We start from the raw sequence: 26,420 nt of genomic DNA on the forward strand, positions 1-26,420 counted from the left end.
GTTTATGACTGATTCGCAAAAGACAAAACGCGCCATCGGACTAAAATATGACGGCGGCGATAAGAAAAACGCACCTAAAGTGGTAGCAAAAGGCTACGGAGATTTGGCGGAAGCCATTATAGCCATGGCTGAAGAAACCGGGATATTAATTCATGAAGACCCTTACTTAAGCGAAGTCCTTGCTACCCTTGATGTGGGGCAAGATATCCCTGAATCGCTGTATTATGTAATTGCCGAGTTGCTGGCCTATTCTTATGTCCTTCAAGGAAAAATCCCTCCTGGTTGGGAGGGAATTATCAAGCGTATCGACTTTGAAGTGTAGTAAACACAAAACTAAAGTGTATTGAACCTTCACTTCGAGTATCAATTTTGTCCACCACATAAAAAAGCCTTGCTTCAATAAAGAATAAGCCCGCGTTTAGCGGGCTTGTTACAAGAATGCTAGATAAGTAGTTTTGTTATCTAAACAGAACCTTTTCTTTATTAAACCAATGGATACAGAAAAAAATCAGTCCGGTTGCAATCACTGCGGTAGACGTAAATATGCCAAAGAGTGCAAAGTAGTCCATGGTACCTTTGAACAGCTCTTTCATCGCTAGGGCAACGTTAGTCAGCGGTACCCAAACCCAGCCGCCTTTAAGCTCTACACCCGGCATCATGGCTATAATTACAGGGAAAATAACCACCATAATTAACGACCCCATGTAGCTTTGCGCCTCTTTAAACGAGCGAGCATAAATTGAAAGTGATAGTAGAATAGCGGCGAAAACTGCCACCACTGGCACCAACATTAGAAAGATCAGCAGGAAGTCCACAAGACCAATCATCGACATGATCTTAACCATAAACTCAACGGCCATGCCTTGCGATAACACCAGTCCCCATATAGCCATGGAAGAAACGGTAATAAGCGCAGTAATTATCCCCGCAGTAGCGATAGTAAAGAATTTACCCAGTACCAGCTTATGACGGTCCATCGGCGATATAAGTAGTGTTTCTAATGTACCCCGCTCTTTCTCACCGGCGCCTAAGTCAGCCGCTGGGGCCATAGCGCCTTGAAGGCACAAGATGAAGATGAAATATGGCAGCATACCGCCTAAGCGTTCACCCCACACTTCGCGATCGTCGGCGACATTTTGCTTTTCTATCTTGATTGGCTTTAGCAAGGCCTCTTGCTGAGTTTCATCTAGATTAAGCTGCGCAAAAGCGGTTTGTTGGAATGCATCGGTATATTCATCAATGATGTCGGATACGCGCCCCATCACCTTATTTAGACCAGCATCGTTGAGATAAAGCTCAATCTTATGCTGACCTGAACGCAAAACATCGCTATCAAAGGTTTCTGGAATAACCAAAACAAAATCCAACGTTTCGTTTTTGATGAGTTTGGCGTAGTCAGTCTCATCGCCAATCGCAACCGGTTCGAATTTATCTGATGCGTCGTTAAAAGACTGTACAATTGCTGGCGCGTAAGCTTCACCAACTATCGCGTATTTCAGTATTTTATTTTCCGCTTTATCCGCCGCTGAACTCATGAAAAAGAACGCGACACCGAAAATAGCTGGGAATAATAAAAGCGGTAGACCAATCATGAATATGATGGTTTTCTTATCCCGTAATAGTTCTTTGAATTCCTTTTTAAAGATTAACCACATTACCCATCTCCTCAGAATCCATTGATAGTGTTTTTAGGAAGCTCTTATGCATTTGCCCGCCAGCCCCGTCATTACCAGACAAAGCGCTAAAGGCGGCTAGCGAATCGTTAAATACCGTTTCACCTTGGTTAATCACGGTCACCTTGTCGCAAAGGGTTTGCACCTCATCAAGGTGGTGAGTAGAGAAAATAACCGGGGTACCTTTATCTTTAAGGCGCTGAATAAATTCCATCACGGTACTCGTTGCCATAATATCAAGGCCGGTAGTAGGTTCATCAAGCACCACTAGTTCAGGCTCGTGTATAACAGCGCGAGCAATAGAAACTTTTTGCTTCATCCCTGATGAGAAATTCTCGGCACGTCTATCAAGGAAGGTTTGCATATCGAGTAAATCAGCTAACTCTTCAATACGCGCGTTAATCACATTTTTTGGAATACCGTGCAACTCACCGAAGTAGCTAATATTCTCTCGGCCACTCAAACGACCATAAAGGCCCGTTGAGCTAGATAAAAAGCCAATTTTTTTACGGGCAATATTAGGGTTAGAAAGCACATCCTCACCACCAATGATAACTTTTCCGCTATCAGGCTTTAGTGCTGTTGAAAGCATGCGAAGTGTGGTTGTTTTGCCAGCTCCATTTGGCCCTAACAGCCCAAGCACCTGTCCTTTTTCGCAAGTAAACGACACATCCCTTACCGACTGGAAATAGCGCCCTTTTAATCGCGGGTCCTTTTTTTCCTGTTCGCTAAGCTTTTTTGGGTTCTCCACCTCAAAACGCTTAGCAAGGCCTGATATTTCAATCATTTCCCTTCCCTCTTCTCACGTGTGAACAGTAGCACCGTTCATTATTGTTGTAGGCTTGCTTTGCTGTAGCCGCAAATTATGCCGTTCTATTCGTTTAAAGTTGTTTTAGCGTACTAACCAGCTTTGGCAGTAATGGCCATTGCACCCTAGTAGTCTGAACTTACAAATATTTATTACAGCATTCCTTGTTTTTATTTGTTGTACAAGTTTCAGCCTTGCATTAAGTGTTAGTAAATATTTCTTAATATACCCTTTGATGAAGCCATAAAAAAACCCACCTAGCGGTGGGTTCTTAATATGCGGTTAAGCGCTAATTTTACTCAGGAAGCACATCGTCTTCTTGCTGAAGTACCGCTTCCTCTGCTTTCATTGTTTTAGAAAGCAAAAGTTCTTGGCGGATCTTGGTTTCAATCTCGTTTGCGATCTCAGGGTTCTCTTTCAAGAACTTCATTACGTTCGCTTTACCTTGACCAATGCGGTCGCCCTTGTAGCTATACCAAGCACCCGCTTTATCAACTAGCTTTTGCTTAACACCAAGGTCGATAAGCTCAGCTTCTTTGCTGATACCTTCGCCGTAGCGGATCATAAATTCAGCTTGCTTAAACGGAGGTGCAACTTTGTTCTTCACTACCTTAACGCGAGTTTCGTTACCAACTACCTCGTCGCCTTCTTTCACTGCACCAATACGGCGAATGTCTAGACGAACAGAAGAGTAGAACTTAAGCGCGTTACCACCGGTTGTAGTTTCTGGGTTACCAAACATAACACCAATCTTCATACGAATTTGGTTAATGAAGATACACAGTGTATTTGAACGCTTGATGTTTGCAGTTAGCTTACGCAACGCTTGCGACATTAGGCGCGCCTGAAGACCAACGTGAGAATCACCCATGTCACCTTCAATTTCAGCTTTAGGTGTAAGCGCCGCTACCGAGTCAACAATAACAACATCTACCGCACCTGAACGTACAAGCATGTCGCAAATTTCTAGCGCTTGCTCACCAGTATCAGGCTGAGATACCAATAGTTCGTCGATGTTTACGCCTAGTTTTTCAGCATATACCGGGTCTAGTGCGTGTTCAGCATCAACGAAAGCACAGGTTTTACCCTTGCGCTGCGCTTCAGCAATAACTTGAAGTGTTAGCGTGGTTTTACCTGATGATTCTGGCCCGTAGATTTCAACAACACGTCCACATGGCAAACCGCCTATACCTAGAGCGATATCAATGGTAAGAGAGCCAGTAGAAATCGCTTCAATATCCATGGCTTGGTTATCGCCTAAGCGCATGATTGCGCCTTTACCAAATTGCTTTTCAATTTGGCCAACTGCGGCGGTTAAAGCTTTTGATTTGTTATCGTCCACGTATGTATCCTCTAGGATTTGCGGTTAAATTCCGTATTGGTGTTTTCCATATCTTGTATGAAATTACCAAATAATGATCACATTCTATACTGTACAAGCATACAGTTTCAACCAGTGTTTTTAATTTTCACTCAACATTTTAACTAAGTGAGTAATCGCAAAGCTAATAGCGTGTTGACGTACTTCGTCGCGATTGCCGCTAAACACCTGTTTAATTTGCGCTTCGTGTTCTCCACATAAAAAGCCGAACCATACCGTGCCCACTGGTTTTTCTTTGCTACCACCGCCAGGACCGGCAATGCCACTAACCGTTACAACAAGTTGCGCTCCGCTATTACGGCGCACGCCGTCTGCCATTTCAATTACCGTTTGCTTCGACACCGCGCCGTACTCTTTTAGCGTCTGCTCTGTTACGCCCAGTATGCTTTGCTTTGCGTCGTTTGAGTACGTCACCCAGGATTGGTTAAACCAATCAGAACTGCCAGCCACACTGGTAAAAGTAAAAGCGACTCCTCCGCCTGTACACGACTCAGCGCTTGATACAGTCCAACCTTTTTCCCTTAGTGCGTCGCCTAACACCTGAACTTGCGCAGATAATGCGCTATCAAGCGTTAAAGGGGTGGCGTTTGCTGTCGAATCAGTTGAAAATGTTGTGCTCATTTGGATATACCTAATTACACCTGTTGTGCTTTATCAGATCTTCGCTTGATCTTAGTGGGCGTGAGTTTATCATTTATTCCCCTCAACAGGCATTAAACCCAGCAACAAATTCGCAGAGGCATTTTTTGGAATCACATACTCCTATGATGCGCCAATATCTGACTATTAAGGCGCAGCATCCGAATATTTTACTGTTTTATCGCATGGGCGACTTTTATGAGTTGTTTTACGACGATGCCAAAAAAGCTGCTGAATTACTGGATATTTCATTAACAGCCAGAGGAAAATCTGGTGGTGAACCTATTCCTATGGCTGGTGTGCCTTATCATGCGGTAGAAAGTTATCTGTCACGCTTAGTGAAAATGGGCGAGTCAGTAGCCATTTGTGAACAGGTAGGCGATCCAGCCACCAGTAAAGGCCCTGTTGAACGCGCGGTACAACGCATTGTTACGCCTGGTACAGTCACTGACGAAGCGCTGTTAGAAGAACGTCGCGACAATATTCTGGCCGCCGTTTGTGGTCACAGTATGCACTATGGTCTGGCAACCCTAGATGTTACAAGCGGTCGTTTTGTTGTGTTTGAATGCGACAGCGATGAAAGCCTACTTGCTGAAATTCAGCGCATTAACCCAGCAGAACTTCTCTATCCTGAAGGATTTGAAAGCTTAGCATTGGTTGAAAACCGCAAAGGACTTAGACGCCGTCCTGAATGGGAATTCGACATTGATACCGCCACAGAACAATTAAATGCACAGTTTGAAACCAAAACATTAGATGGCTTTGGAATAAAAGGCGTCACTAAAGGCTTAGGCGCAGCGGGCTGCGTTTTACAATATGTAAAAGATACCCAGCGCACTGCTCTGCCTCACATTCGCCGCATTCAGACCGAACAGCAAGACAGCCGCGTTCAGCTTGATGCTGCCACCCGCAGAAACCTAGAACTTACCCATAATTTGTCGGGCGGACAGGAAAATACGCTGTTCAGCGTGATGGACACCACCACTACAGCTATGGGTAGCCGCATGTTACAGCGGGTTATTCATTCGCCTTTGACTGATCAACATGAACTGCACAGCCGCTTAGATGCTGTTGAGACGTTTATTAATGATGACCCTGAAGATATTCGCACCGCGTTAAAGCACATTGGTGATATAGAACGTATTATGGCGCGCTTAGCCCTTCGTTCAGCGAGACCACGCGACTTCGCTCGCCTAAAAAATGCCTTTAACGCCCTGCCTGACTTACAAGATGCTCTAGCTCGGTTCGACACAGGGCAAATCCGAAGTATTAGCGAAACCATTGGCACTTACCCTGAACTTCAAGCCCTGTTAAATGATGCCATTATCGATAACCCACCAGTGGTAATACGGGATGGCGGCGTAATTGCCGAGGGCTACAACGCCGAACTTGATGAATTGCGCAAGCTATCGCAAGGAGCTACCGACTACTTAGACGCTATGGAACAACGTGAGCGCGAGCGCACCGGCATTTCTACGCTAAAAGTGGGCTATAACAAAGTTCATGGCTTCTTTATTGAAATTAGCCGGGCCAACAGTGCATTAGCGCCTGCTGAATATATTCGAAGACAAACCCTTAAAAACACTGAACGTTATATAACGCCAGAACTTAAAGAGCACGAAGATAAAGTGCTAAGCAGTCAGGGTGCTGCACTTGCTCTTGAAAAGCAGCTTTACGAAGCCTTATTCGACAACTTTGCGCCGCACTTAAACAACTTAATTGAAACCGCCGCGGCGCTAGCCAAATTAGATGTGCTATGCTGTTTTGCCGAACGCGCAGTCTCCCTTGATTGGTATCGACCTCATTTGAGTCAAGAATGTGCGCTTACTTATGATGCCGGTCGCCACCCTGTGGTTGAGAATGTAATGAAAGACCCCTTCATTGCCAACCCGCTTCAGCTAGACACCGAGCGCCGTATGCTGATTATTACTGGCCCCAACATGGGCGGTAAATCAACTTATATGCGCCAAACCGCGCTCATTGCATTATTGGCCTGTATCGGCAGTTTTGTGCCTGCAGAAAACGCCCACATAGGAAAACTTGATCGCATCTTTACCCGTATTGGTGCATCAGATGATTTAGCCTCAGGTCGCTCTACCTTTATGGTTGAGATGACAGAAACGGCGAACATTCTCAACAATGCCACAGAAAACTCTCTGGTATTAATGGATGAAATAGGCCGAGGTACCAGTACCTATGACGGATTGTCACTGGCGTGGGCATGCGCGAGTTATTTGGCAAAACAGTTAAATGCTTATACGCTTTTTGCCACGCATTACTTTGAACTAACTGAACTTCCAGAAACGCAAAGCGGCGTAGTGAATGTGCACTTAGATGCGATGGAGTTTGAAGATACTATACGCTTCATGCATACCGTATCAGAAGGTGCGGCGAGCAAAAGCTTTGGTTTACAAGTCGCCCAACTTGCAGGCGTACCGAAGGCGGTAATAAAAGCGGCGCAACAGAAGCTTGCGGTGTTGGAATCATCACACCTTATGACCAGCACGGAAGATGGATCAGAGAACGCCAACGATGAGGCTTTTGTAGCGAAGAGCTCGGTAAAAGGTGCAAATAAAACAAGCGCATCAGGTAAAGTTACATCAAATACCAAAGGCCAAGCTGAAATGCTGTTCCCTGATAAGCCGCACCCAGTAGTAGAAGCCCTTGAAAACTTGTCACCCGATGAGCTATCACCGCGCCAAGCGCTAGACCTTATCTACACACTTAAGCGCCTGAGCCAATCTTAAAGCAAGCTTAAGCGCGTATAAATTGCGCATCATGTGGGCAAATTGATTGTCTGCCCACATGAATTTGCGTATACTATCGCCCCGTCCAAAGTGTAGCTGGTTTTGTTCTAAACTCAGCCTATATTTACCATACAACCCAAACGTTCTAGGTTTCGCATGACAAATTATATTTTCGTCACCGGTGGTGTAGTTTCATCGCTAGGTAAAGGTATTGCTGCAGCATCGTTGGCCGCAATTCTGGAAGCTCGCGGTCTCACCGTAACCATGTTAAAACTCGACCCTTACATCAATGTCGACCCGGGCACTATGAGCCCTATCCAGCATGGTGAAGTATTTGTTACCGATGACGGCGCTGAGACCGACCTTGATCTTGGTCACTATGAGCGTTTTATTCGCACCCGCATGACCAAGCGCAACAACTTCACTACCGGCCGTGTATATGAGGAAGTGTTAAAGCGCGAGCGTCGCGGTGATTACCTTGGTGCAACTATTCAGGTTATCCCTCATATCACCAATGAAATTAAGCGCCGCGTAATTGAAGGTGCTGAAGGTCATGATGTAGCTATTGTTGAAGTGGGCGGAACCGTAGGTGACATCGAGTCACAACCTTTCTTGGAAGCAATTCGTCAGCTAGGTACCGAAGTAGGCCGTGAACGCGCTATGTTCATGCACTTAACGCTAGTACCTTATATGCCAGCATCAGGCGAAGTAAAAACTAAGCCTACGCAGCACTCGGTAAAAGAGCTTCGCTCGATTGGTATTCAACCAGACATTCTCGTTTGTCGTTCAGTAGGTGCATTGCCGGCTAGTGAGCGCTCGAAAATCGCCCTATTCACAAACGTTGCTGACAAAGCCGTTATCTCTTTGAAAGACGTAGACAGCATTTACCGCATCCCTGCTGCACTTAAAGCACAAGGCATGGACCAGCTAGTAGTAGATCGCTTCGGTCTTGAGTGTGACGAAGCCGACTTATCTGAGTGGGAACAAGTGCTTTACGCTGAGTCTAACCCTACTGCTGAAGTTAACATTGGCATGGTAGGCAAGTATGTTGAATTACCTGACGCTTATAAGTCTGTTAATGAAGCGCTTAAGCATGCTGGCCTTAAAAACCGTCTGACTGTAAACATCCACCACATTGACTCACAAGACGTGGAAAGCAAAGGTACCCAAATTCTAGAACAACTTGATGCTATCTTAGTACCTGGTGGCTTTGGTGAGCGCGGTATAGAAGGCAAAATTGCTGCTGCGCGTTATGCTCGTGAAAACAAAGTCCCTTATCTTGGCATTTGCTTAGGTATGCAGGTAGCACTTATCGAATTCGCTCGTAATGTTGCGGGTATGGAAAACGCGAACAGCACAGAGTTCGACTCTGAAACCCCTTACCCTGTAGTCGGCCTAATCACTGAGTGGTTAGATGCTGCAGGAACAACTGAAACTCGCACAGAAAACTCAGATCTTGGCGGTACCATGCGTCTAGGTAGTCAGCTATGTCACCTTATAGACGGTACAAGAGTTCATGAGATGTATGGTAATGCCGAAATTTATGAGCGTCACCGTCACCGTTACGAAGTGAACAACAACCTGCGTGACCAAATAGAAGCCGCTGGATTAAAGGTAAGTGGTTTGTCCACTGACAAGCGACTTGTAGAAGTGGTGGAAATCCCTGATCATCCTTGGTTCATTGCGGGCCAATTCCACCCTGAGTTCACATCAACTCCTCGGGATGGACACCCATTATTCACTGGTTTCGTTGCTGCGGCAGGAAAATACCAGAAAGAAAATCACTAATTTCTAATAAAAGGGGTGCTCTCTCCCGTTGCACCCCATTCAATTGTTGAGGAAAAAACATGGCGAAAATTAGTCGCATTATCGGACGCGAAATCTTAGATTCACGCGGAAACCCTACCGTAGAAGCAGATGTATACTTAGAATCAGGCGTAATGGGCCGTGCTGCAGCACCATCTGGTGCATCTACTGGTAGCCGCGAAGCACTAGAGCTACGCGACGGCGACAAGTCTCGTTACCTAGGTAAAGGTGTAACAAAGGCAGTTGCAGCAGTTAACGATACCATCGCGCCAGCGCTTATCGGCAAAGACGCACTAGCGCAAGCTGATATCGACGGCATCATGATTGACCTTGATGGCACAGAAAACAAAGAAACCCTTGGTGCGAACGCAATTCTTGCAGTTTCTCTTGCTGTAGCTAAAGCGGCTGCGGCGGAAAAAGGCGTAGCGCTTTACGAGCACATTGCAGACCTAAACGGTACATCTGGCCAATACTCTATGCCAGTACCTATGATGAACATCATCAACGGTGGTGAGCACGCTGACAACAACGTAGACATTCAAGAGTTCATGGTACAGCCAGTTGGCGCGAAGAGCTTCAAAGAAGCGCTACGTATGGGTGCAGAAATCTTCCACGCTCTTAAGAAAGTACTGTCTGCTAAAGGTCTTAATACAGCAGTTGGTGACGAAGGTGGTTTTGCGCCTAACCTAAGTTCAAACGCTGAAGCGCTTGCTGTAATCGTAGAAGCCGTTGAAAACGCTGGCTACAAAATGAATGAAGACATCACCCTTGCACTAGACTGCGCGGCGTCTGAATTCTATAAAGAAGGCAAATACGTACTATCTGGTGAAGACAAGAGCTTCGCTTCAGAAGCGTTTGGCGATTATCTTGCTGACCTTTCTTCACAATACCCAATTGTATCTATTGAAGACGGCCTGGACGAAAGCGACTGGGACGGCTGGGCAAGCCTAACTAAGAAGATTGGCGACAAAGTACAGCTAGTTGGTGACGACTTGTTTGTAACTAACACTAAAATTCTTAAGCGCGGTATTGATAACGGTATTGGTAACTCAATCCTTATCAAGTTCAACCAAATCGGTTCACTAACTGAAACCCTTAACGCTATTAAGATGGCGAAAGATGCGGGCTTTACGGCAGTTATCTCTCACCGTTCAGGTGAAACTGAAGACGCCACTATTGCCGACCTAGCAGTAGGTACAGCAGCGGGCCAAATCAAAACGGGTTCACTATGCCGTTCTGACCGTGTTGCTAAGTACAACCAGTTACTTCGTATTGAAGAAGCACTAGGTGACGCTGCTACTTACAAAGGCCGTAGCGAAATCAAAGGTCAATAAAAAAGGTTCATTGAAAAGCCTTTATTGTGGACTGTTAACAGAACATTGTTGTTAACCATCGTTTTTTTAAAAGCCAGTTAGCATTGCTATCTGGCTTTTTTATTACCCCTTAATCTAAATCTACTAGCAAACCCACCGCAAAACTTACCAATAACCATAAAATGTAAAACCAAATTGAACACATTGGTAAACCAATAGTAATATTGTTACTATGAAGTTGCGGAAACATTAACCTATGCTATGCGACCGCAGCCCTACGTATACAGCATTAATTACATAATAAGGCCTGTTTATGAAAGCAATTTTGCCAACCCAAAAGCGCTGGCTTGTTATCTCTAGTACATTCTCTACTGTACTCGCCACTGCATTAGCAACCACAAGTCCAGTATGGGCAGAAGACCTCGCGCTGCCTGCACAAAAGTACGATTTAAGTGAGTGGTATTTAACGTTACCTGCAGACGGTAACAACGATGGAAAAGCTGACAACATTTCTGTTGAAGACCTTCAATCTTTTACGCATCCTTCGTTTTTCTATTTGAATAACGAAGGTGGATTAGTGTTCACCAGCCCTAACAAAGCATTAACTACAAAGAACTCTACAAATACGCGAAGCGAACTGCGCCACATGCTGCGTGGCAACAATAAGTCAGTTAAAACACAGTCAGCAGAAAATAGCTTTACCGTTGCCAGTAACCCCATAGCGCGACGCTTTGCCCGTGTGGGTGGAAAAATGCAGGCCACATTGAAAGTGAATCACGTAGCGCTAAGAGCTAAGTATCCCGAGAAACCACCAGCATATTCTGTGGTTGTAGGCCAAATTCACGCAACTAAATGGAAAAAGAAAGTAAAAGGCTTTGGCTGGGGCAATGAACCGCTAAAAATATATTTTAAAAAATGGCCTGAACACGAAACCGGATCGGTATTTTGGACCTATGAGCGAAACCTTCCTAAAAGCGACCCAAAACGCAAAGACATTGCCTATCCTGTTTGGGGTAACCTGTGGACTGACAGTACCGACCCTGGCGCTCAAGGCATTAAGCTTGATGAGACGTTCAGCTACACCGTGAACGTTCATGGCGATATCATGCACCTTAGGTTCGAGTCAGAAAATCATGAAACCATTGAGTATTCCATTAACCTTGCCAATGCCGTTGATGCGTATGGACAGGTAGATAAATACGATCATCCCTACGGTTATACCCTTGATTGGAACTACTTCAAAGCTGGCGCCTATAACCAGTGCAGCACAAAAGACGACCCCGCATTCTGGTATCCGGCCTGTTTAGGCACGGGTAATTGGGAAGAAGATGAAAAAAATGGTGACTACACGCGAGTAACCTTTACTGAACTTACGGTGACAGAAAGTACACCAGAAGAGAACTAGAAAAGCCTTTGTTATTCACTACGATTGTGAATACATAAAAAATGCCCCATTTATTGGGGCATTTTTGTTTATCTTACCGACAAAAATACTTGTTGGCGAAAAGGCTACAGCTTCAATACTCGCTTAACTGATATACCAAACTGCTTTGCATAGTTAATTTGTTTAGTTGATTTTTTTAGTTACTCTGAGCCGGTGCTTCCCACGTTGAATAAGGCCCAACCATATTTTCTTCAATAAAGATAAGGTCGTCCAGCGCTGCACCAATACCGGCATTGCTACCCGTACCTTCCACTAAGTTATTCGCAGTGGGTTCACTTAGGCTTGCACCATCTTCTGAGTTGTCAGCCAATATGTTGCCATCTACCCCATCAACCAACGCAGTGTTATCACGTTTTGGCATAATCGGTGTTAAATCAGCAATGGTTTGAGCATAAATATGGTTATTGTCATAGTCAGAGTCGTTATCTAATGCACAACCATGAGCAGGATATTCATCTTGCTTAATAGCGGTAGCACCAGCACCAGAAGTCGTGCCGAATATGTTGTTGTCTGCGCTTTGATTAGCGATAAGGTTACTGTCGAAGTCCAGTGTGTAATCAAGATTGGTACAATTTTCTAAGCCATCGCGAGATGAACTATCTTCAAACTGAATGGCATTAGTTGTATTTAATATCGTGTTGCGAGCAATTACTGTATTTAAATCAAGACCTGCATCAATTAGCGTTTGCGTAGATGAGTTACCGCTGTCGATATAATCGGAATCAATATGTAGCGCAGCACGGTCTGAAGAATTGGTTATCACATTAGCCACAAAGTTGTCAGTAATTGCATGGCCGAGCGGTGTGAAAGCAATACCCCCATCCTTGTTATTTGTACCTTCTACGCCACCAACGCTTGCCGTGTAAGGCTCGCCACTTGAGATGATAATGTTTTGCGACACGGTATTACCATAGCCATTTCGCAACTCGACATTACCCCAGGAGTTTACAATTGTGTTGGCATGAATACTATTACCACCACCTTGAACAATAATAAGGCCTCGATCAACAAGTACGCGATCGAAACGGTTATATTGAACCACATGTTCGCCGCGACCCGCGCCATCGCCACTACCAGAGCGACCAACCTGAACAGCGTGGCTACCTGAGTCCGTGTCGAACTCTCCGTCACCGTCAATAGTGGTAGGTAGGAAGTCTTTGAACAGATTGTATTGAACAATGTTACGCTGATGATCGCCCAATGAGTTAGGCGTGTCACCGACACCTAGGAACATGCTAATAGCAGAGCCTTCTTCAGCTTCGTTGACGCTTTTACCAGTAAATAAGTTACGTTCAATAACATTGTCTGTACCACTAACCGTGATGTAGTGAGACTCGTCACTTGAACCTAAATTAGGTCGCGTAGCGCCTGAATCACTTAAAAAACTAGAGTTTTTAATAGTATTGCCAGAGCCGTTTAGGTCAATTGAACCACGACCTTCGCCGCAGCTACCCGCAACCGGAATCACTAACTCTTCAAACACAAGACCGTCTAATACCACGCCGCTAACTGACGAACTGAATGCAATACACGTAGTGCCTGAAATGACCGCGTTAGTTTCTGCTACCCGTTTAATAAGGAGATTATTTTGTGCGATAGAAAGCTCCGCCATATCTTCATAATCATCTGCAGTATCACTTGTATTTAATACATCCGCGATCCCAATTGAGTCGCCTTCTTGCGCGTTAGCTAGCGCTGCAGTGAGCGACACTTCACCTTGCACATAAAACGTGAATATCTGGTCATCTGCACTTTTCGACAGGTTTTCTTCATAGTTTGCATCATCGGTATAAGATACGTTAACTGATAGCACTTTGCCTAAATCAGCGTCTGTTACTACTAATGTTGATTCTGTCGCACCATCAATGTTGACCGCTGCAGATAAATCTTCGCCAACGTTACGCGATTGCCACTGGTAACTAATTTCACCTGAAACACCATTAGCATCAACAGGGCTAGGAGCCGTCAACGTGCCACCTACCGTAAGCTCACCAGTAATAGGGTCTTCAAGCGAGCCCGTTTCATTGTCCGCCGGCACTGGTGCAATAGCTTCAGTGGGTTCAGAAGTAATTGATTCGTCAAATCCACCATCATCAACATACGTGGCCATGGCGGTAATAACGGTGCCTTCGTAAGCTTCAATAAGCTCAAGCGAATTAGATACGGCTCCTTCGATAACAACACCATCAGAAGCCCAACTGTAGGTTACTGTGCCAGACAAACCATTATCGTCTGTTATGTCTGCCGTTAACGTTTGCCCTACCGTTGTAGAGCCTGAAACGGTAATAACACCCTCAAAGTTAACAGGCAGCGCTTCTACTACCTCGGTTTCTTCTGTAGTAAAGCCTTCACGCGTGTTGCCCAGGTCGACGTACGTAACCGCTACACGAATACGTGTACCAGCTTCATTTACCGTAAGCGTGTAAGAAGCATCGGTTGCATCTGCTATTGGTGTACCATCTGCAAACCACGTAAACACCACTGTGTTTTGATCAATACCGTCAGGGTCACTGACTGATGCAGTTAACGTCTCTCCTTCCTTAGCCGTTCCAGAAAGAGATAAGGCACCAGGCTGGTTTGTAGCACCATCATCACCACCGCAACCCGCAAGCCCTAGGCTTAAGGCGCTAAGCGTTAAAATACTTATTTTTTTCATTATTACTCTCGCTGCTTATTTTCTTTGATGCTGATAAACCCCACTGCCAGAAACTTACCAATAGAGAAAACCAACCTTACCAATATATACAACCAAAATAGTTATTGGTATGTAACCACAAAGAATTTATTATTACCACCAGAAAAACAAACTGATAACATTTTTTTGACATCGAGAACCAGTAACCACTGAACACCAAAACATTAATGGATTGATTTATATATATTTAATAGCCTTTTAGCAGATAAAAGCACGATCTACATCTTTTGGCTATCCGTCTCATAGATAAGCGAAATAATGACAATTTTAATTATTTTCTTGTAAATTTGTTGCCAATACGTAAACAAACCCTTAGCATTGGCTTTACACCATGAAACAAATTGGTAATAACAGATATGCGTTTTGGTTAGATTTAATAACCAAATAAATTGCTGAAAGCCCTACAAAACAAAAGACACAGCATTATGGAAGCCACGATGATAAATCAGAGAAAACCAAATCCGTTCGTACACGCCATTCGCGCCAAATACTTCAGCCCAGCTCTGGTTTATGCTGCGTGCTCTGCAGGTCTGCTTATGAGCGCCCCAGTTTCAGCGCAAGAAGCAGATGCTGCCGATGAAGAAACAACCGAAATTATCGAAGTTAAAGGTATTCGAGGTACTATTCAAAGCTCTATCTCGATAAAGCGTGAATCAACTGAAATTGTTGATGGTATCTCTGCTGACGACATTGGCGACCTGCCTGCTTTGTCTATTGGTGAGGCATTAGAAACCCTTACTGGCGCGTCTTCTCACAGAGAGCAAGGCGGTGCAACGGAAATTTCAATTCGAGGCCTTGGCCCTTATTTAGGCAGTACGGTAATGAACGGTCGTGAAGCAGCGAACGGCAGTGGTGACCGCTCTGTAAACTTCTCTCAATTTCCATCAGAGCTTTTTAATAAAGTTGCGATTTATAAAACACAGTCTGCTGAGCTGATTGAAGGCGGTGTTTCAGGTCAAATACATTTAGATACCATCAAACCATTAGATTTCGGTAAACGCCGCTTTCAGTTTGAATATAAAGGTAACTGGAATCCAGACAATACAGATTTAGAAGACCCTATTCGCGACTTTGGCCAGCGTATTACCAGTAGCTTTGTGGACCAATTTGAAACTGATCGATTCGGCGACATAGGTATATCTGTAGGCTATCAAAAGAATGTAACGACCAACCCCGAACAGGAAGCTCGAACAGGAACGAGTTGGGATGCATGCAGAGTTTCACCGGCATTTGGTGACGGAATTAACAGCAGCCGCACAGACTGTGAAGATAACGGCGGCGCGCTAAATTTAATTACTGATGGTACCGGCGCAGCGCCTGATGCTTCGGAGCCGTTTATCTTTTCTCGCTCGCAAAACTCGTTTAGACAAAACGTTACCGACGATGATAGAGAATCATTCTTCGGTGCTATCCAGTGGCGCCCTAATAACAAGCTAGAGGTAAATGCCGACGTACAGCTTTCAGATAGAACCTTTAGTGAAGTAAGAAACGACCTCGTCTTTGCCGAAGTCAACCACATTGATGGCTATACCACACCAGCGTCAGAAAGACTGCCCTTTGACCTTGTGGCTACCTCTAACGGTGCACTAAGACAATTTACAGCTACGCAAAATATTGAAACAAACAGCCAATTTGCAGAACGCCTTGAAGAGTACACTGGAGGAGGCTTACGTTTCGACTATACGGTAAACGATAGACTAAGCATATCTCTGGACCTATCTACCTCTGAAACTGAACGACGCGAGAATATTATTCAAACCAGACTGCAGTCGGAAGATGTAGACATCTACGGTAATGATGTACTAGGAGCGGATGGTAACGGTGAAGTAAGAACTGCAGCACAGATATTTGCCAACGGTTCTCTTGTACCTACATGGACTCTTCAAGACTTCGACGTTAACTACCACGGTGCTTTTGCTGATGAAGCAAGAACACGCCTAGATCTAAACCAATTTAGAAATAACAAGATTTCAGCGGTACGCGCTGACTTCGACTACATACCAGACTCTGAATTTATCATTGGTGTAAAAGGTGGTGTTAGGCTATCTAAGTTAGAATACGACAGCGTACCTGGTGGCAGTGGTACCAACAACCGAACAGAGGTAACATTCAGTGATGAAGCGGCAGCTATGGCTAATGATGCTTGCCGAAACAACGCATTTCCTGAATCAGGCTTCTTTGACGATGAGACTGGAGGCGCGCCGCTTTTCACCAACGTTGATAGCGAAGGTAACGTAATTAGCGCAGGAACAGGTAACTCTTTCGCTACGTTCGATCCAATCTGTTTAGCAGAGACATTACTAGGCACAGTGACTAATGATGCGGGAGAGGTGCTAACAATCGCTAACGCCTTCCCAACGGTTGATGATTCAGATAGACAAGATATTGCAGCTGTTGACGTAGAAGAGAAAACCATCGCGGCCTATCTGCAGGCAGACTACGACACTTTCATAAATGATTATGGTGTACGCGGCAACTTTGGTCTTCGCATTGTAAGAACAGAAGTATCGTCTCTGTCATATCGAGGACCCTTACAGGCTACACGCGATGAAAACGGCCTAATTACAGGCATTGCCCCTATTACTGACGAACTCATTCAAGTAGAAGGCGGCGGTGATTACACTGAGTTACTTCCAAGCTTCAATTTAATCGTTGACCTCTCGGATGAGGTTATGTTTCGCGGCGCTATTTATCGCGGCCTGTCACGCCCAGATCCATCAGACCTAGGCTTTGGCAGAAACTTCTTAGGCCTAGACGAAGACAGCGACACTGGCGAGATATCAGATGCGCTTGCGCGCGCAGTGGCAGTAGGTAACCCGGTACTTGAACCTTTCCTATCTTGGAATGTAGACACCGCTATTGAGTGGTATCCAAACGAAGATACTATTCTTGCGCTTGGTTTGTATTACAAAAGCTTTGAAGGTGGCTTCTCAAACACGTCTCAAACCGAAATTTTTGAAGTTGATGGTGAAGAATTAGAAACCATCGTTACTGCGCCTCAAACTAGCGACGATACCAGCACTATCTATGGTGCTGAAATTACCGCTACACACTCATTTTCATACCTAGATAGCTGGTTAAGTGGTTTTGGTATAAAGCTTAGCTACAACTACGCAGACTCGAATTTTGAATTTCAAGATGAGAGCTTCGGCGAATCAACAGTTATCGACCCTAGCTCGGGTGATTTAATTTCGCGTACGGGCATTGTTGCACCAGCTAACCTGTTCGGTTTTTCAGAGCACGTTATTTCTACGCAGCTCTATTATCAATGGGAAGACTTAAGCGCATCTATTAACTACAAGTACAGAAGCAACTACTTCCAGCAGTTTGTTAATACGCCTGGCGCTATTCGATTCATAGACGATACGGAAGTATTTGAGGCGCGTGTGTCTTATCGCCTGAATAAGAATTGGAAGTTTAGTCTAGAGGCTATCAATATCTTTGATGAGCCCAGACGCCAGTATCGCCCAACCCAAGACAACTTTGCAGAAATTAATGTGTACGGTCAAAGAGTCTTCGCTGGCGTGCAATTCCGCTATTAACCAAGGTTTCACTGTGAGTAATTGGGGCCCGAACATGGGCCCTTTTTTTCTTCAACGCCAGTAAGGAATGCATATGTTTCGCTTATTGCTTGTTTTACTAACGCTTACTTCGCTAAATGGCTGTGGCTCTTCTTCATCGTCCACAACCTCGCAAACGCCTTTACCAGACGATAGCTCTGCGCCAACACCGTCTCCCACTCCTCCAACAAATGAGACGGAAGCATGTAGCGCGTTACCATTAACAGGGTTAAGCGCATCGGCGACAGAAGAAAAAACGCCTTTTAATGCATCTAAAGCTATCGACGGCAACACCTCAAACGCCTCTCGCTGGCAATCAACAGGCACTAATTCTGCGCTCGTGCTTTCATTTGATAGCGACCAACAACTAGGTGCTCTTCAAATTAAGTGGTATGACAGCGAAGCTCGCGCTTATCGCTTTTCTATTGAAACCTCACTAGATGGTGAAAGCTGGGATACACAGCGATCAAATATCAACTCAAATACACAGCTTGCGGGTTTCGAGCTTTATTCATTACCAGCGCTTGTAACGTCTCGCTATATACGTGTTACCCCGTTTGGAAACTCTGTTAATGACGATAACGCAATAGTTGAGCTTCAGGTATTCAACTGCACTGAAGGCGACGGTGAAATTTCATCTGCACTTACTTCAACTACGGGTATCGATTTACAAGACTGGTATTTAAGCGTTCCAACAGACAATGATGACTCAGGTACGGCTGATAACATAGGCGAAACTAGGCTTCAGCAGGGGTACACCAACTCCGAATATTTCTATGTAGGTAACGATGGCGCGTTAGTGATGCGCTCTCCTACACGCGGTTTTAAAACCTCTGTAAACACCAATTATGTTCGCGTTGAGTTACGTGAAATGTTGCGACGCGGAGATACCAGTATTAAAACCCAAGGCGTTAATAAAAACAACTGGGTACTCTCCTCTGCCTCTCAGGCAAATCAAGATGCTGCAGGTGGCGTGAATGGTCGTTTACGGGTTGAGATGGCGGTAAACGAAGTTACCACTACAGGCGAGAATTTCCAAATAGGCCGCGTGATCATAGGTCAAATACATGCTAACGATGACGAGCCAATACGCCTGTACTACCGCAAGTTGCCTAGTAATAACTTAGGCGCTATTTACTTTGCCCACGAGCGCAGAGCAGTAGCAACAGCGAATGGTGAGAAAGAAGAAATATGGGTAGAAATGATCGGCTCGCGAGACAGTGATGCAAACAACCCCACTGATGGCATAGCACTTAATGAGCGTTTCACCTACGTTATTGACGTTGAAGGTGACACGCTCACCGCAACGATTTCAAGAGAAGGAAAGTCTGACGTCACCCGTTCTTTAAATATTGGAAATAGTGGTTACGATGAAGATGATCAATATCTGTATTTCAAGGTAGGTGTATATCACGTAAACAATTCTGCAAATGAAGCAGAACGTGCAGTTGCCAGCTTTTATTCAATTGAGAATGAACATGGTAGCTAGCAACCACCGATATGAGGTGGAACGGAGAAGTCCGTTCCCAAATAGCATATTTTGTACGCCTATGGCTTTGTTCGTGCGCTAATGGCTTATTTTGTGCGCTGATGGCTCATTTTGCGTGCTAATGGCTTATTTTGTGCGCTGATGGCTTAGTTAGTACGCAAATGGCTTAATGAATAAAGATCGCGAGTTTGACTGCTTTTCTTTCTCACTTCTTCTAGCGCCTGCGCCTCGCTCGCCGCAAACAGCGCGTCGATTAAGCGATTGAAGTGAGCATGCATAGCAGCTCTCGCGGCCTGTGAATTTCTAGCCTTTAAGCTTTCGAAGATTTCATAGTGCTCTTCCAGTCTATCTTGGTCAGACTGACTACAAACCGTGCTGTAAGCTTGAATGATTTGAGGCTGTGAGTCTCGTAACGACCAGAACTTATTTACTGCCAACAGTATGGCTTTATTGCGCGTGGCACGTGAGATAATGATATGAAAATCACGGTCAGCTTCTTCCGCATTTACCCCGGTTTTCATTGCTTCTAATGTCTTCTCAAGGGCAGAAAGCTCTTCATCAGTAATCGACAATGCAGCTAAAGCAGCCGCTTCACCTTCTACAAGTGCTCTTGCTTGAGTCAGCTCGAATGCACTTATTTGTTCTGTGGTAGCGTCTTCTTTGTCTTTTGGCTTATCGAGTACGTAAACGCCAGACCCCGTCTTCACTTCAACATGCTGAAGAACTTCAAGGGCAATGATAGCCTCTCGGATCGTCGGACGGCTTACATCGAATGTCTCAGCTAACTCACGCTCAGCGGGTAAACGCGTTCCTGGTGGGTAAAGACCTGATGCAATTAACGTCTTTATTTTTTCTGCAATTTGCCAGAACATTCGACGACTTTTCATGTTCGAAACCTTTTCAATTAAACGTAGTGCGCATTACGCGCCCACTGTGCAACTTTCTCTAGCTCTGGCGGTATATTTATTTTTCTGCCGTTGCAGACTACCCGTCGAACTAAATTGCTATTCTTAACTTTATATAGCGTCAATATACACGCAATTGGTAATATTTCAATTCAAGCTCTAAAGCAAACAAAACCAAAACATTAGCATTTATTATCAACAACTTAATTATAATCGCCTTTTGGCGATTGCACAAAATTAAAACAAAAAATCGAAAAAAAAGTGCATCAAACTACAATTTGGTCATACAAGTAGGTTAGTTAATGAGAAGAAGGGGCTGATATACGCCCCTTATAAGCAACAAATTATGCGTTTGCCTCTTGGCAAGACTGCGTTATTGCTTCCCAATTTTCTTCGCTTACCCACTCATTTTTCGCGACCCACGTTCCACCCACTGCAAATACGTTTGGTAGCGAAAGGTAATCAGTTTTGTTCAATTGATTCACGCCCCCTGTAGGGCAAAACGTAACATCACGAAATACCGATGACACAGCTTTCAAAAAAGGCGCTCCACCTGATAAAGATGCTGGAAAAAGCTTTTGCTCTGTAAAACCAGCTTCAAGGGTCATAAGAATATCTGCGGTATTCGACACTCCAGGCAATACCGGTATCTGACATGCCTCTAACGCATTTAACAGTGAATTAGATACCGCAGGCGTCACGATAAAGTCACTGCCCACTTCAATAGCGGCAGATAATACCTCTTCGTTTATCACTGTGCCTGCCCCCACAATGAGTGAAGGTACTTCTGACTTAATGGCGCTAAGTGCTTCAAGTGAGGCCTCTGTTCTAAGCACAACCTCCACAAGGTTTAAGCCTGCCTTCGACATTGCTTTCGCAATCTTCACACCTTGTTCAGGGGAATCTGCCTGAATAATTGGCAACAGGGTTTGGCCTGACATAAGTTCAGAAAAGCGTGTCATAAAATGGTCTCTCTATTTGTTGAATGTTAATAGGCCTTAACCTGAAAGGTGTTTTGCCAATAGTGTGATGGATGTGTCACCGTTTACACCTAACTAAAAATAAGCATCGGTTGCTCAGTCATTATTTAGCGTTGTTCAGCTAATGCCGTTTCAACGATTCCTCGTGGGATGATTGCTCCGCGATGCTGAATCACAGTGCCTGCTGCTTTTGCTGCAAGTTCAACCGAACGAGAAATAGGCACATCATTAAGCCTGCTGCCTAAATACACACCGTTAAATGCATCGCCGGCCGATGTGGTATCGACTACGTTGGCAACTGGCACAATAGCGTGCTCCAAACGCTCACTGTCTAACACGGTGAGCACTGATAAAGGTCCATTCTTGATAACGATTTCACTGACGCCAAATGATTCGCAAAGGGCTAAGGCATCGTTTGCACTTTCAATATCAAAAAGCTCAATAATGTCTTCCACGCCAACGAGTGCTACATCACAAAGCGAAAGTGCCTGCTTGAAGTTCTTACTTGCTTCATCAGGTGTTTTCCAAAGTCGTGCACGATAGTTAGGGTCGAACACAATTTTTACGCCACTCTCTTTTAACGCCTCAATAAAACGGAAGAACGACGGCCGTTCGTCGCGTGGGATAATGGCGATGGAAATACCAGAGAACATAAACATATCGTTTTCAGACAATGTGCTTAACGCTTCTGGTTTAAGGAATGACATGATGGTTTTAGCGGCAGATTGTGATCGCCAATAGGTAAAGCTGCGCTCTCCCGAAGCATCAGTATCAATTAAATAAAGACCTGCAGAGCGATTTTCATTTGAAAACACGAATGAGGTGTCTAGCCCTTCCACTTCAAAGTTGTCCTTCATGCGAGAGCTAAAGGTGTCGTTTCCGACGACAGTAACAAACCCAACCTGTATATCAGAAAAACATCGCTTTAAGTAAACGGCAGAATTGTACACATCGCCTGCGAACGATTGATGTAGCGATGTATCAGAGCCTTCATTTGAGCGCAGTTCAACCATGCATTCGCCCATAAAGCTTAGCTTTTTCATTTGGTACGCCTTGTTTGGTAATTCATAGAGACTGTGGGCTGATAAAATCGAGCCCACAGTAAAAACACTATTGCTTTATTGGTTCGATTTTAGGAATGAGAAGCCACACCGCAGCAGCGGCAATAATGGCAAGCGATGCACCAATAATAAAAGCAGGAGTATAGTTGCCATCGGTGGTTAACATGGGTACCAATGAAGTTAACCCCACAGCGCCTAATTTCGCGGCCATTCCGGAAAACCCAGACAAGGTTCCCACCGACTTTTTCCCCAGCAAGTCGCTGGGTAGTGTTTGAACATTTCCGATAGCCGTTTGAAAACCAAATAAAATGACAGCCATAATCAACACCGCTGTAATTGCAGACCCCGGATTTGCCATCGCCAGTAGCGAAGGAAGCATAATCACACAGCCCAGCGTGATAACGAGTTTTCGGGTTTTATCGGTATTCCATCCTGCCTTTATGCGGTTCTGCGCGAGTAAGCCGCCGAACCATGCGCCCAGCATGGCGCCAACATACGGAACCCATCCATACAGACCAATAGACTTAACATCCATCCCATACACTTCGTTCAGGTAAATTGGGATCCAGAATACAAATAGCCACCAAATAGGGTCGATAGCAGCGGAAGCGATAATTACGCCCCAACTTTGCTTTTTCGACAGTAGCTCCTTTGTGGAGGGATTGTATTCGCTCTCACAATCAGCGGCGTCATCACTCGAAACCATGCGCTGGCCAGTGAGTATGTACTGCTTTTCTTCATCAGTTATCCACGGGTGTGAGCCAGGCGGAGCTTTAACAAGAACAAGCCACGGCACCAGCCACAAAAAGCCCAAAGACCCCACAACAATAAAAATAAGCTGCCAACTAAAGTAAATGGTCATCATAGCGATAGCTGGGATAGCAATTATTCCACCTATCGCAGCGCCAGAATTAAAAATACCCTGTGCCAACGCACGCTCTTTAGTTGGAAACCACTCGGCATTGCCTTTCGCTGCGCCTGGCCAGTTACCCGCTTCTGCTACACCAAGAATGGCGCGAAAAATAGCAAAACTTAGAAAGCCTTGTGCAAATGCGTGAAGCAAGGTAGCAAGAGACCACACGCCTATTGATAATACAAACCCAATACGGGTACCTATCCAATCGAAGATTTTTCCGAAAATAGCTTGCCCAAAGGCGTAAGCGAAAACGAAGACAATAGAAATATTCGCATAAATTTGTTTGCGCTCTAATGCAGATTCGTCGGGAAATAGATCTTCAACAATGTCTGGCCAAAGCACACTGAGTGCCTGTCTATCGATGTAGTTAATTATGGTTGCTAGCGCGATAAGGGCAATTACCCACCATCGCAAGCCATTAATTTTCATTATTATTCTCCCACAAAATCTTCGCGAGCTGGGCTAAAAGTATCTATTAGAATGCCGCCTGTAGGGCAAACTGCACCATGCTCTACGTGAGGTGGGATAAGACAGCTATCCCCTTTCCTCAAAATCTTCATTTCACCACCAATGCTGAAATGAAACTCACCTTCTTCAACATAAGTCACCTGAGAATGGCGATGTGCATGGGTATACCCTTCTGCACCTTTATCAAAAAATACCTTTACTGCCATAAGTTCATGATTAAACCCCAACATTTGACGCTTTAAGCCATTGCCTAAGTCTTCAATCTCTGTCTCGTTGCCAAATAAAAAATGTTCGCTTTGCTTATTCATAACGTAAATCCTAAAAAATTACAGCGCATACACAGCGAAACGGCTTGAAAGCGTGTAACGGTTTTTATCAAAATCAAAAGAAACAGACTCGGTCGACTCGCTACCGTCTGTGGTATTTATGGCTATTAGAAACTGCTGTTCAGCTGCTTTTATTACAAGTAAAAGCAATGTGTCGTTTTTTACTGTCTGAACTGATGTAATAATGCTTTCTGCACCCAAGGTATATTCCTTACTAGGGTTGTATTCACCGTGAGGCTCTAGAACGGAAACGAATTGGTGATGCGCCTTACCTTCTACCCTGCGTATCACGCTGCTCTCGTTGCGAAGATTGAAATTTGGGTCACCGGCACCTAGCTGGGTAAATAGAAAGGTTTCGTTGCCTTTTGCAACGCTGTGTTGTGAATAGAAACGGCCATTACTATTTAGCCAAGTCACTCTAGCCATATCAGCTTTCGGAATACCCTTCGCCCTTAGCCACAAGTGCTGATATCCACTTACGCTTCCTAGTGCAGATAACGTATTGGTATAACCCTGATATTCAAAGTTAGTATCAATTAAATGGCCGCTATAATGCAGTGGTAAATCGTAGGTGTGCGGCTTGTCACTAGATACATCAAATACATCAACAACAATGCGCTTGTTTAAAGTAGGCAAGGAAAGTAATGCTATGGTTCTATCAAGTACAACGTCATTATAGGCAGTGTCGATGCTTGCGCGAGCAACTGTGCCGTGCTCGTTGCTTTCAAAGAAATGTAACGTAGGCGCATTTGCATTTGCTTTATCTAGGTTAAAAGAAAAATGACTTTGCTCATCAACCACTACCGTATTGTGCGCAACAGTTTGTTTAGCATAACTATTATTTTCTGGAAGGTAACGACCACCAAATTTGGCTTCTACATTTAAGAATCGTGCCGCACCATAGTCGGTTACAATCTCACTGCCTTTATCGTAAAGCTGCCATGTTAGTTTATCGAAATGCCCATGTCCTAAACCTTGGGCTGCAGGTTTAAATAACACTGTTTCACCCTGAGGTTCTTCAGTGCGCATAATTACTAATGCACCTTCATCGCCATCTTTACCGTCACCCAAGGCCATCGATTCGAAAATATAAGGCGTTGCTTTGTTCTCATCCAGCGCCTTCGCTACGTCAACACCATCGCCTGTGAGTACAATTCGCCCTTGCTGCTTGGCAATATCCAGTAAGCCTTTATCTTTTGTTTGCTGATACGCCACAGCAACACCATACACTAACTCAATAGTATCTATGCCTTTGCTTTTAATTGCGTCATTGATTGGGAAGAACAATCCATTGTAGCTAAGCTGAATGGTGGTATTTATTGCTTTAAGCAAAACCTTATCGCGGTAGTCGAAAATATTGCGTTGAGGCTCATTATTTTCAATTGCTTTAGCGAACGTAACGAACGGCATTAGCGCGTAGCGTTGGTAGTACGGCCCTTCCTTATAGTAGCCTTGAGGGGAAAATAGCGTATCGAGCTGTTTTAAAAAGCCACCTTTGCCCGACTTTTCAAGGTCGTAAAGTGCTTTTTCAACCCATTCTGGTTCGTTTAACACATACCCTGCCATACCTACGCCAGCGGTAGCCCACGTTCCGTGGTTGTGTACTTTATTAAACGTAGACGGTTGACCCTCAGACAAGAACAACGCGACAGGACGCAACAGTTGGTTCTCAATTAAGCTTCGCTCTTCTTCATCAAGCGCGTTGTATATCAAGTCGTAAGCTTGAATAGTATTCACAAGCCATACGGCTTCATTTAGGCTTTGCCAGAAGAAAACACCAGGGTTTTGGGCGTTCACTTTACGCTGTGGGTGTAACCCTAATGTAGGATAAAGTGCGGCATAATCTAACAAGAGACTTTTTACATAATCCGCATACTTTTCGTTATCACTAATTTGGTACACCACGCCAGCGTTATACATAAGCTGATAGTTCTTTTTATGACGTTCGTGAGTGTAACCACCGCCGCCGTCTTTTGGCACAGGAACAACGTTTGGCATTGCTAAATGCAAATCTACCTCTTGCTTAACTTGCAAATAAGCATCTTGGAAACGCCCTTCTTGCATTATGGCGTTGCGCATTTTTACAACGTCGTCTTGCGTGATCACCAAGTTAGGGTGAGCGGCTAGAGAAGAAAAAGAAAGCGAACAAAAAATGAAAAGTAAAAGCGCAGATTTTTGTTGTAGGGAACAGAGGTTTTTAATCATTGCC

At 44.6% G+C, this 26,420-nt stretch carries 18 protein-coding genes; 7 read left to right on the forward strand and 11 right to left on the reverse strand.

Annotation, left to right across the window (positions count from 1 at the left end; translation table 11 throughout):
• Window positions 1-4 precede the first annotated feature (4 nt).
• Window positions 5-322, forward strand: a complete 318-nt coding sequence (locus tag KUL49_RS00345) for an EscU/YscU/HrcU family type III secretion system export apparatus switch protein (protein ID WP_014948509.1) — start codon at window positions 5-7, stop codon at window positions 320-322.
• A gap of 136 nt (window positions 323-458) precedes the next feature.
• Here KUL49_RS00345 and KUL49_RS00350 read toward each other — a convergent pair whose 3' ends face one another.
• The 4 genes from KUL49_RS00350 to KUL49_RS00365 all read right to left on the reverse strand — a co-directional run bounded on the left by KUL49_RS00350 (window position 459) and on the right by KUL49_RS00365 (window position 4,483).
• Entirely contained in the window at window positions 459-1,655 is a 1,197-nt protein-coding gene (locus tag KUL49_RS00350) for an ABC transporter permease (protein ID WP_131135930.1), read from the reverse strand.
• Complete coding sequence (locus KUL49_RS00355) at window positions 1,639-2,460, reverse strand: ABC transporter ATP-binding protein (RefSeq protein WP_014978519.1); 822 nt, start codon at window positions 2,458-2,460, stop codon at window positions 1,639-1,641. Before KUL49_RS00355 ends, KUL49_RS00350 begins: the two co-directional genes overlap by 17 nt.
• A gap of 316 nt (window positions 2,461-2,776) precedes the next feature.
• Window positions 2,777-3,823: a recombinase RecA gene (recA, locus tag KUL49_RS00360; RefSeq protein ID WP_131135931.1), complete on the reverse strand. Its 1,047-nt coding sequence runs from the start codon at window positions 3,821-3,823 to the stop codon at window positions 2,777-2,779.
• Window positions 3,824-3,943: 120 nt separating this feature from the next.
• Window positions 3,944-4,483, reverse strand: coding sequence for a CinA family protein (locus KUL49_RS00365; protein WP_131135932.1), 540 nt, complete (start codon window positions 4,481-4,483; stop codon window positions 3,944-3,946).
• 143 nt (window positions 4,484-4,626) lie between these two features.
• Between KUL49_RS00365 and mutS the strand changes: the two genes are divergently transcribed.
• The 4 genes from mutS (at window position 4,627) to KUL49_RS00385 (ending at window position 11,772) form a co-directional block, all read left to right on the forward strand.
• On the forward strand, window positions 4,627-7,248 hold the full coding sequence (mutS, locus tag KUL49_RS00370) for a DNA mismatch repair protein MutS (RefSeq protein WP_131136106.1): 2,622 nt from the start codon (window positions 4,627-4,629) through the stop codon (window positions 7,246-7,248).
• A gap of 156 nt (window positions 7,249-7,404) precedes the next feature.
• Window positions 7,405-9,036: a CTP synthase gene (locus KUL49_RS00375; protein WP_131135933.1), complete on the forward strand. Its 1,632-nt coding sequence runs from the start codon at window positions 7,405-7,407 to the stop codon at window positions 9,034-9,036.
• 59 nt (window positions 9,037-9,095) lie between these two features.
• On the forward strand, window positions 9,096-10,388 hold the full coding sequence (eno, locus tag KUL49_RS00380; RefSeq protein WP_131135934.1) for a phosphopyruvate hydratase: 1,293 nt from the start codon (window positions 9,096-9,098) through the stop codon (window positions 10,386-10,388).
• Window positions 10,389-10,680: 292 nt separating this feature from the next.
• Window positions 10,681-11,772, forward strand: coding sequence for a polysaccharide lyase family 7 protein (locus tag KUL49_RS00385; RefSeq protein WP_039224727.1), 1,092 nt, complete (start codon window positions 10,681-10,683; stop codon window positions 11,770-11,772).
• Between the two features lie 175 nt (window positions 11,773-11,947).
• On the opposite strand, the gene KUL49_RS00390 is transcribed toward KUL49_RS00385, so the two are convergent.
• Window positions 11,948-14,467: a poly(beta-D-mannuronate) lyase gene (locus tag KUL49_RS00390; RefSeq protein WP_131135935.1), complete on the reverse strand. Its 2,520-nt coding sequence runs from the start codon at window positions 14,465-14,467 to the stop codon at window positions 11,948-11,950.
• A 476-nt stretch (window positions 14,468-14,943) separates the two neighbouring features.
• On the opposite strand from KUL49_RS00390, the gene KUL49_RS00395 reads away from it, so the two are divergent.
• Together KUL49_RS00395 and KUL49_RS00400 are read left to right on the forward strand one after the other, a co-directional pair.
• The gene (locus KUL49_RS00395) at window positions 14,944-18,048 is read left to right on the forward strand and encodes a TonB-dependent receptor (protein WP_014948499.1); all 3,105 of its coding nucleotides are present in this window, start codon (window positions 14,944-14,946) and stop codon (window positions 18,046-18,048) included.
• A 73-nt stretch (window positions 18,049-18,121) separates the two neighbouring features.
• Window positions 18,122-19,555, forward strand: a complete 1,434-nt coding sequence (locus KUL49_RS00400) for a polysaccharide lyase family 7 protein (protein ID WP_131135936.1) — start codon at window positions 18,122-18,124, stop codon at window positions 19,553-19,555.
• 146 nt (window positions 19,556-19,701) lie between these two features.
• Here the strand turns inward: KUL49_RS00400 and KUL49_RS00405 are convergent, their stop codons facing one another.
• The 6 genes from KUL49_RS00405 to KUL49_RS00430 form a co-directional block, all read right to left on the reverse strand.
• Complete coding sequence (locus KUL49_RS00405) at window positions 19,702-20,442, reverse strand: FadR/GntR family transcriptional regulator (RefSeq protein WP_131135937.1); 741 nt, start codon at window positions 20,440-20,442, stop codon at window positions 19,702-19,704.
• Window positions 20,443-20,804: 362 nt separating this feature from the next.
• Window positions 20,805-21,422, reverse strand: a complete 618-nt coding sequence (gene eda / locus KUL49_RS00410; protein WP_131135938.1) for a bifunctional 4-hydroxy-2-oxoglutarate aldolase/2-dehydro-3-deoxy-phosphogluconate aldolase — start codon at window positions 21,420-21,422, stop codon at window positions 20,805-20,807.
• A 125-nt stretch (window positions 21,423-21,547) separates the two neighbouring features.
• The gene (locus KUL49_RS00415) at window positions 21,548-22,483 is read right to left on the reverse strand and encodes a sugar kinase (RefSeq protein ID WP_131135939.1); all 936 of its coding nucleotides are present in this window, start codon (window positions 22,481-22,483) and stop codon (window positions 21,548-21,550) included.
• Window positions 22,484-22,550: 67 nt separating this feature from the next.
• Window positions 22,551-23,846 carry an MFS transporter gene (locus tag KUL49_RS00420; RefSeq protein ID WP_131135940.1) on the reverse strand — a complete coding sequence of 432 codons (1,296 nt, stop codon included), beginning with the start codon at window positions 23,844-23,846 and terminating at the stop codon, window positions 22,551-22,553.
• A gap of 2 nt (window positions 23,847-23,848) precedes the next feature.
• Complete coding sequence (locus tag KUL49_RS00425) at window positions 23,849-24,193, reverse strand: cupin domain-containing protein (protein WP_014948493.1); 345 nt, start codon at window positions 24,191-24,193, stop codon at window positions 23,849-23,851.
• Between the two features lie 18 nt (window positions 24,194-24,211).
• Window positions 24,212-26,416 (reverse strand): heparinase II/III family protein, encoded by a 2,205-nt coding sequence (locus KUL49_RS00430; protein WP_131135941.1) that lies wholly within the window; start codon window positions 26,414-26,416, stop codon window positions 24,212-24,214.
• Between the last annotated feature and the right edge of the window lie 4 nt (window positions 26,417-26,420).

This window comes from Alteromonas sp. KUL17 (genome assembly GCF_006538305.1).
GTDB lineage: Bacteria > Pseudomonadota > Gammaproteobacteria > Enterobacterales > Alteromonadaceae > Alteromonas > Alteromonas macleodii.

Coding starts and splice junctions, on each gene's coding strand:
- KUL49_RS00365 (WP_131135932.1), bottom strand. CDS start 4,483: ATGAGCACAACATTTTCAACTGATTCGACAGCAAACGCCACCCCTTTA.
- KUL49_RS00420 (WP_131135940.1), bottom strand. CDS start 23,846: ATGAAAATTAATGGCTTGCGATGGTGGGTAATTGCCCTTATCGCGCTA.
- KUL49_RS00355 (WP_014978519.1), bottom strand. CDS start 2,460: ATGATTGAAATATCAGGCCTTGCTAAGCGTTTTGAGGTGGAGAACCCA.
- eno (WP_131135934.1), top strand. CDS start 9,096: ATGGCGAAAATTAGTCGCATTATCGGACGCGAAATCTTAGATTCACGC.
- KUL49_RS00405 (WP_131135937.1), bottom strand. CDS start 20,442: ATGAAAAGTCGTCGAATGTTCTGGCAAATTGCAGAAAAAATAAAGACG.
- KUL49_RS00375 (WP_131135933.1), top strand. CDS start 7,405: ATGACAAATTATATTTTCGTCACCGGTGGTGTAGTTTCATCGCTAGGT.
- KUL49_RS00415 (WP_131135939.1), bottom strand. CDS start 22,483: ATGAAAAAGCTAAGCTTTATGGGCGAATGCATGGTTGAACTGCGCTCA.
- KUL49_RS00400 (WP_131135936.1), top strand. CDS start 18,122: ATGTTTCGCTTATTGCTTGTTTTACTAACGCTTACTTCGCTAAATGGC.
- mutS (WP_131136106.1), top strand. CDS start 4,627: ATGATGCGCCAATATCTGACTATTAAGGCGCAGCATCCGAATATTTTA.
- KUL49_RS00425 (WP_014948493.1), bottom strand. CDS start 24,193: ATGAATAAGCAAAGCGAACATTTTTTATTTGGCAACGAGACAGAGATT.
- eda (WP_131135938.1), bottom strand. CDS start 21,422: ATGACACGCTTTTCTGAACTTATGTCAGGCCAAACCCTGTTGCCAATT.
- KUL49_RS00350 (WP_131135930.1), bottom strand. CDS start 1,655: ATGTGGTTAATCTTTAAAAAGGAATTCAAAGAACTATTACGGGATAAG.
- KUL49_RS00395 (WP_014948499.1), top strand. CDS start 14,944: ATGATAAATCAGAGAAAACCAAATCCGTTCGTACACGCCATTCGCGCC.
- KUL49_RS00345 (WP_014948509.1), top strand. CDS start 5: ATGACTGATTCGCAAAAGACAAAACGCGCCATCGGACTAAAATATGAC.
- KUL49_RS00430 (WP_131135941.1), bottom strand. CDS start 26,416: ATGATTAAAAACCTCTGTTCCCTACAACAAAAATCTGCGCTTTTACTT.
- KUL49_RS00385 (WP_039224727.1), top strand. CDS start 10,681: ATGAAAGCAATTTTGCCAACCCAAAAGCGCTGGCTTGTTATCTCTAGT.
- KUL49_RS00390 (WP_131135935.1), bottom strand. CDS start 14,467: ATGAAAAAAATAAGTATTTTAACGCTTAGCGCCTTAAGCCTAGGGCTT.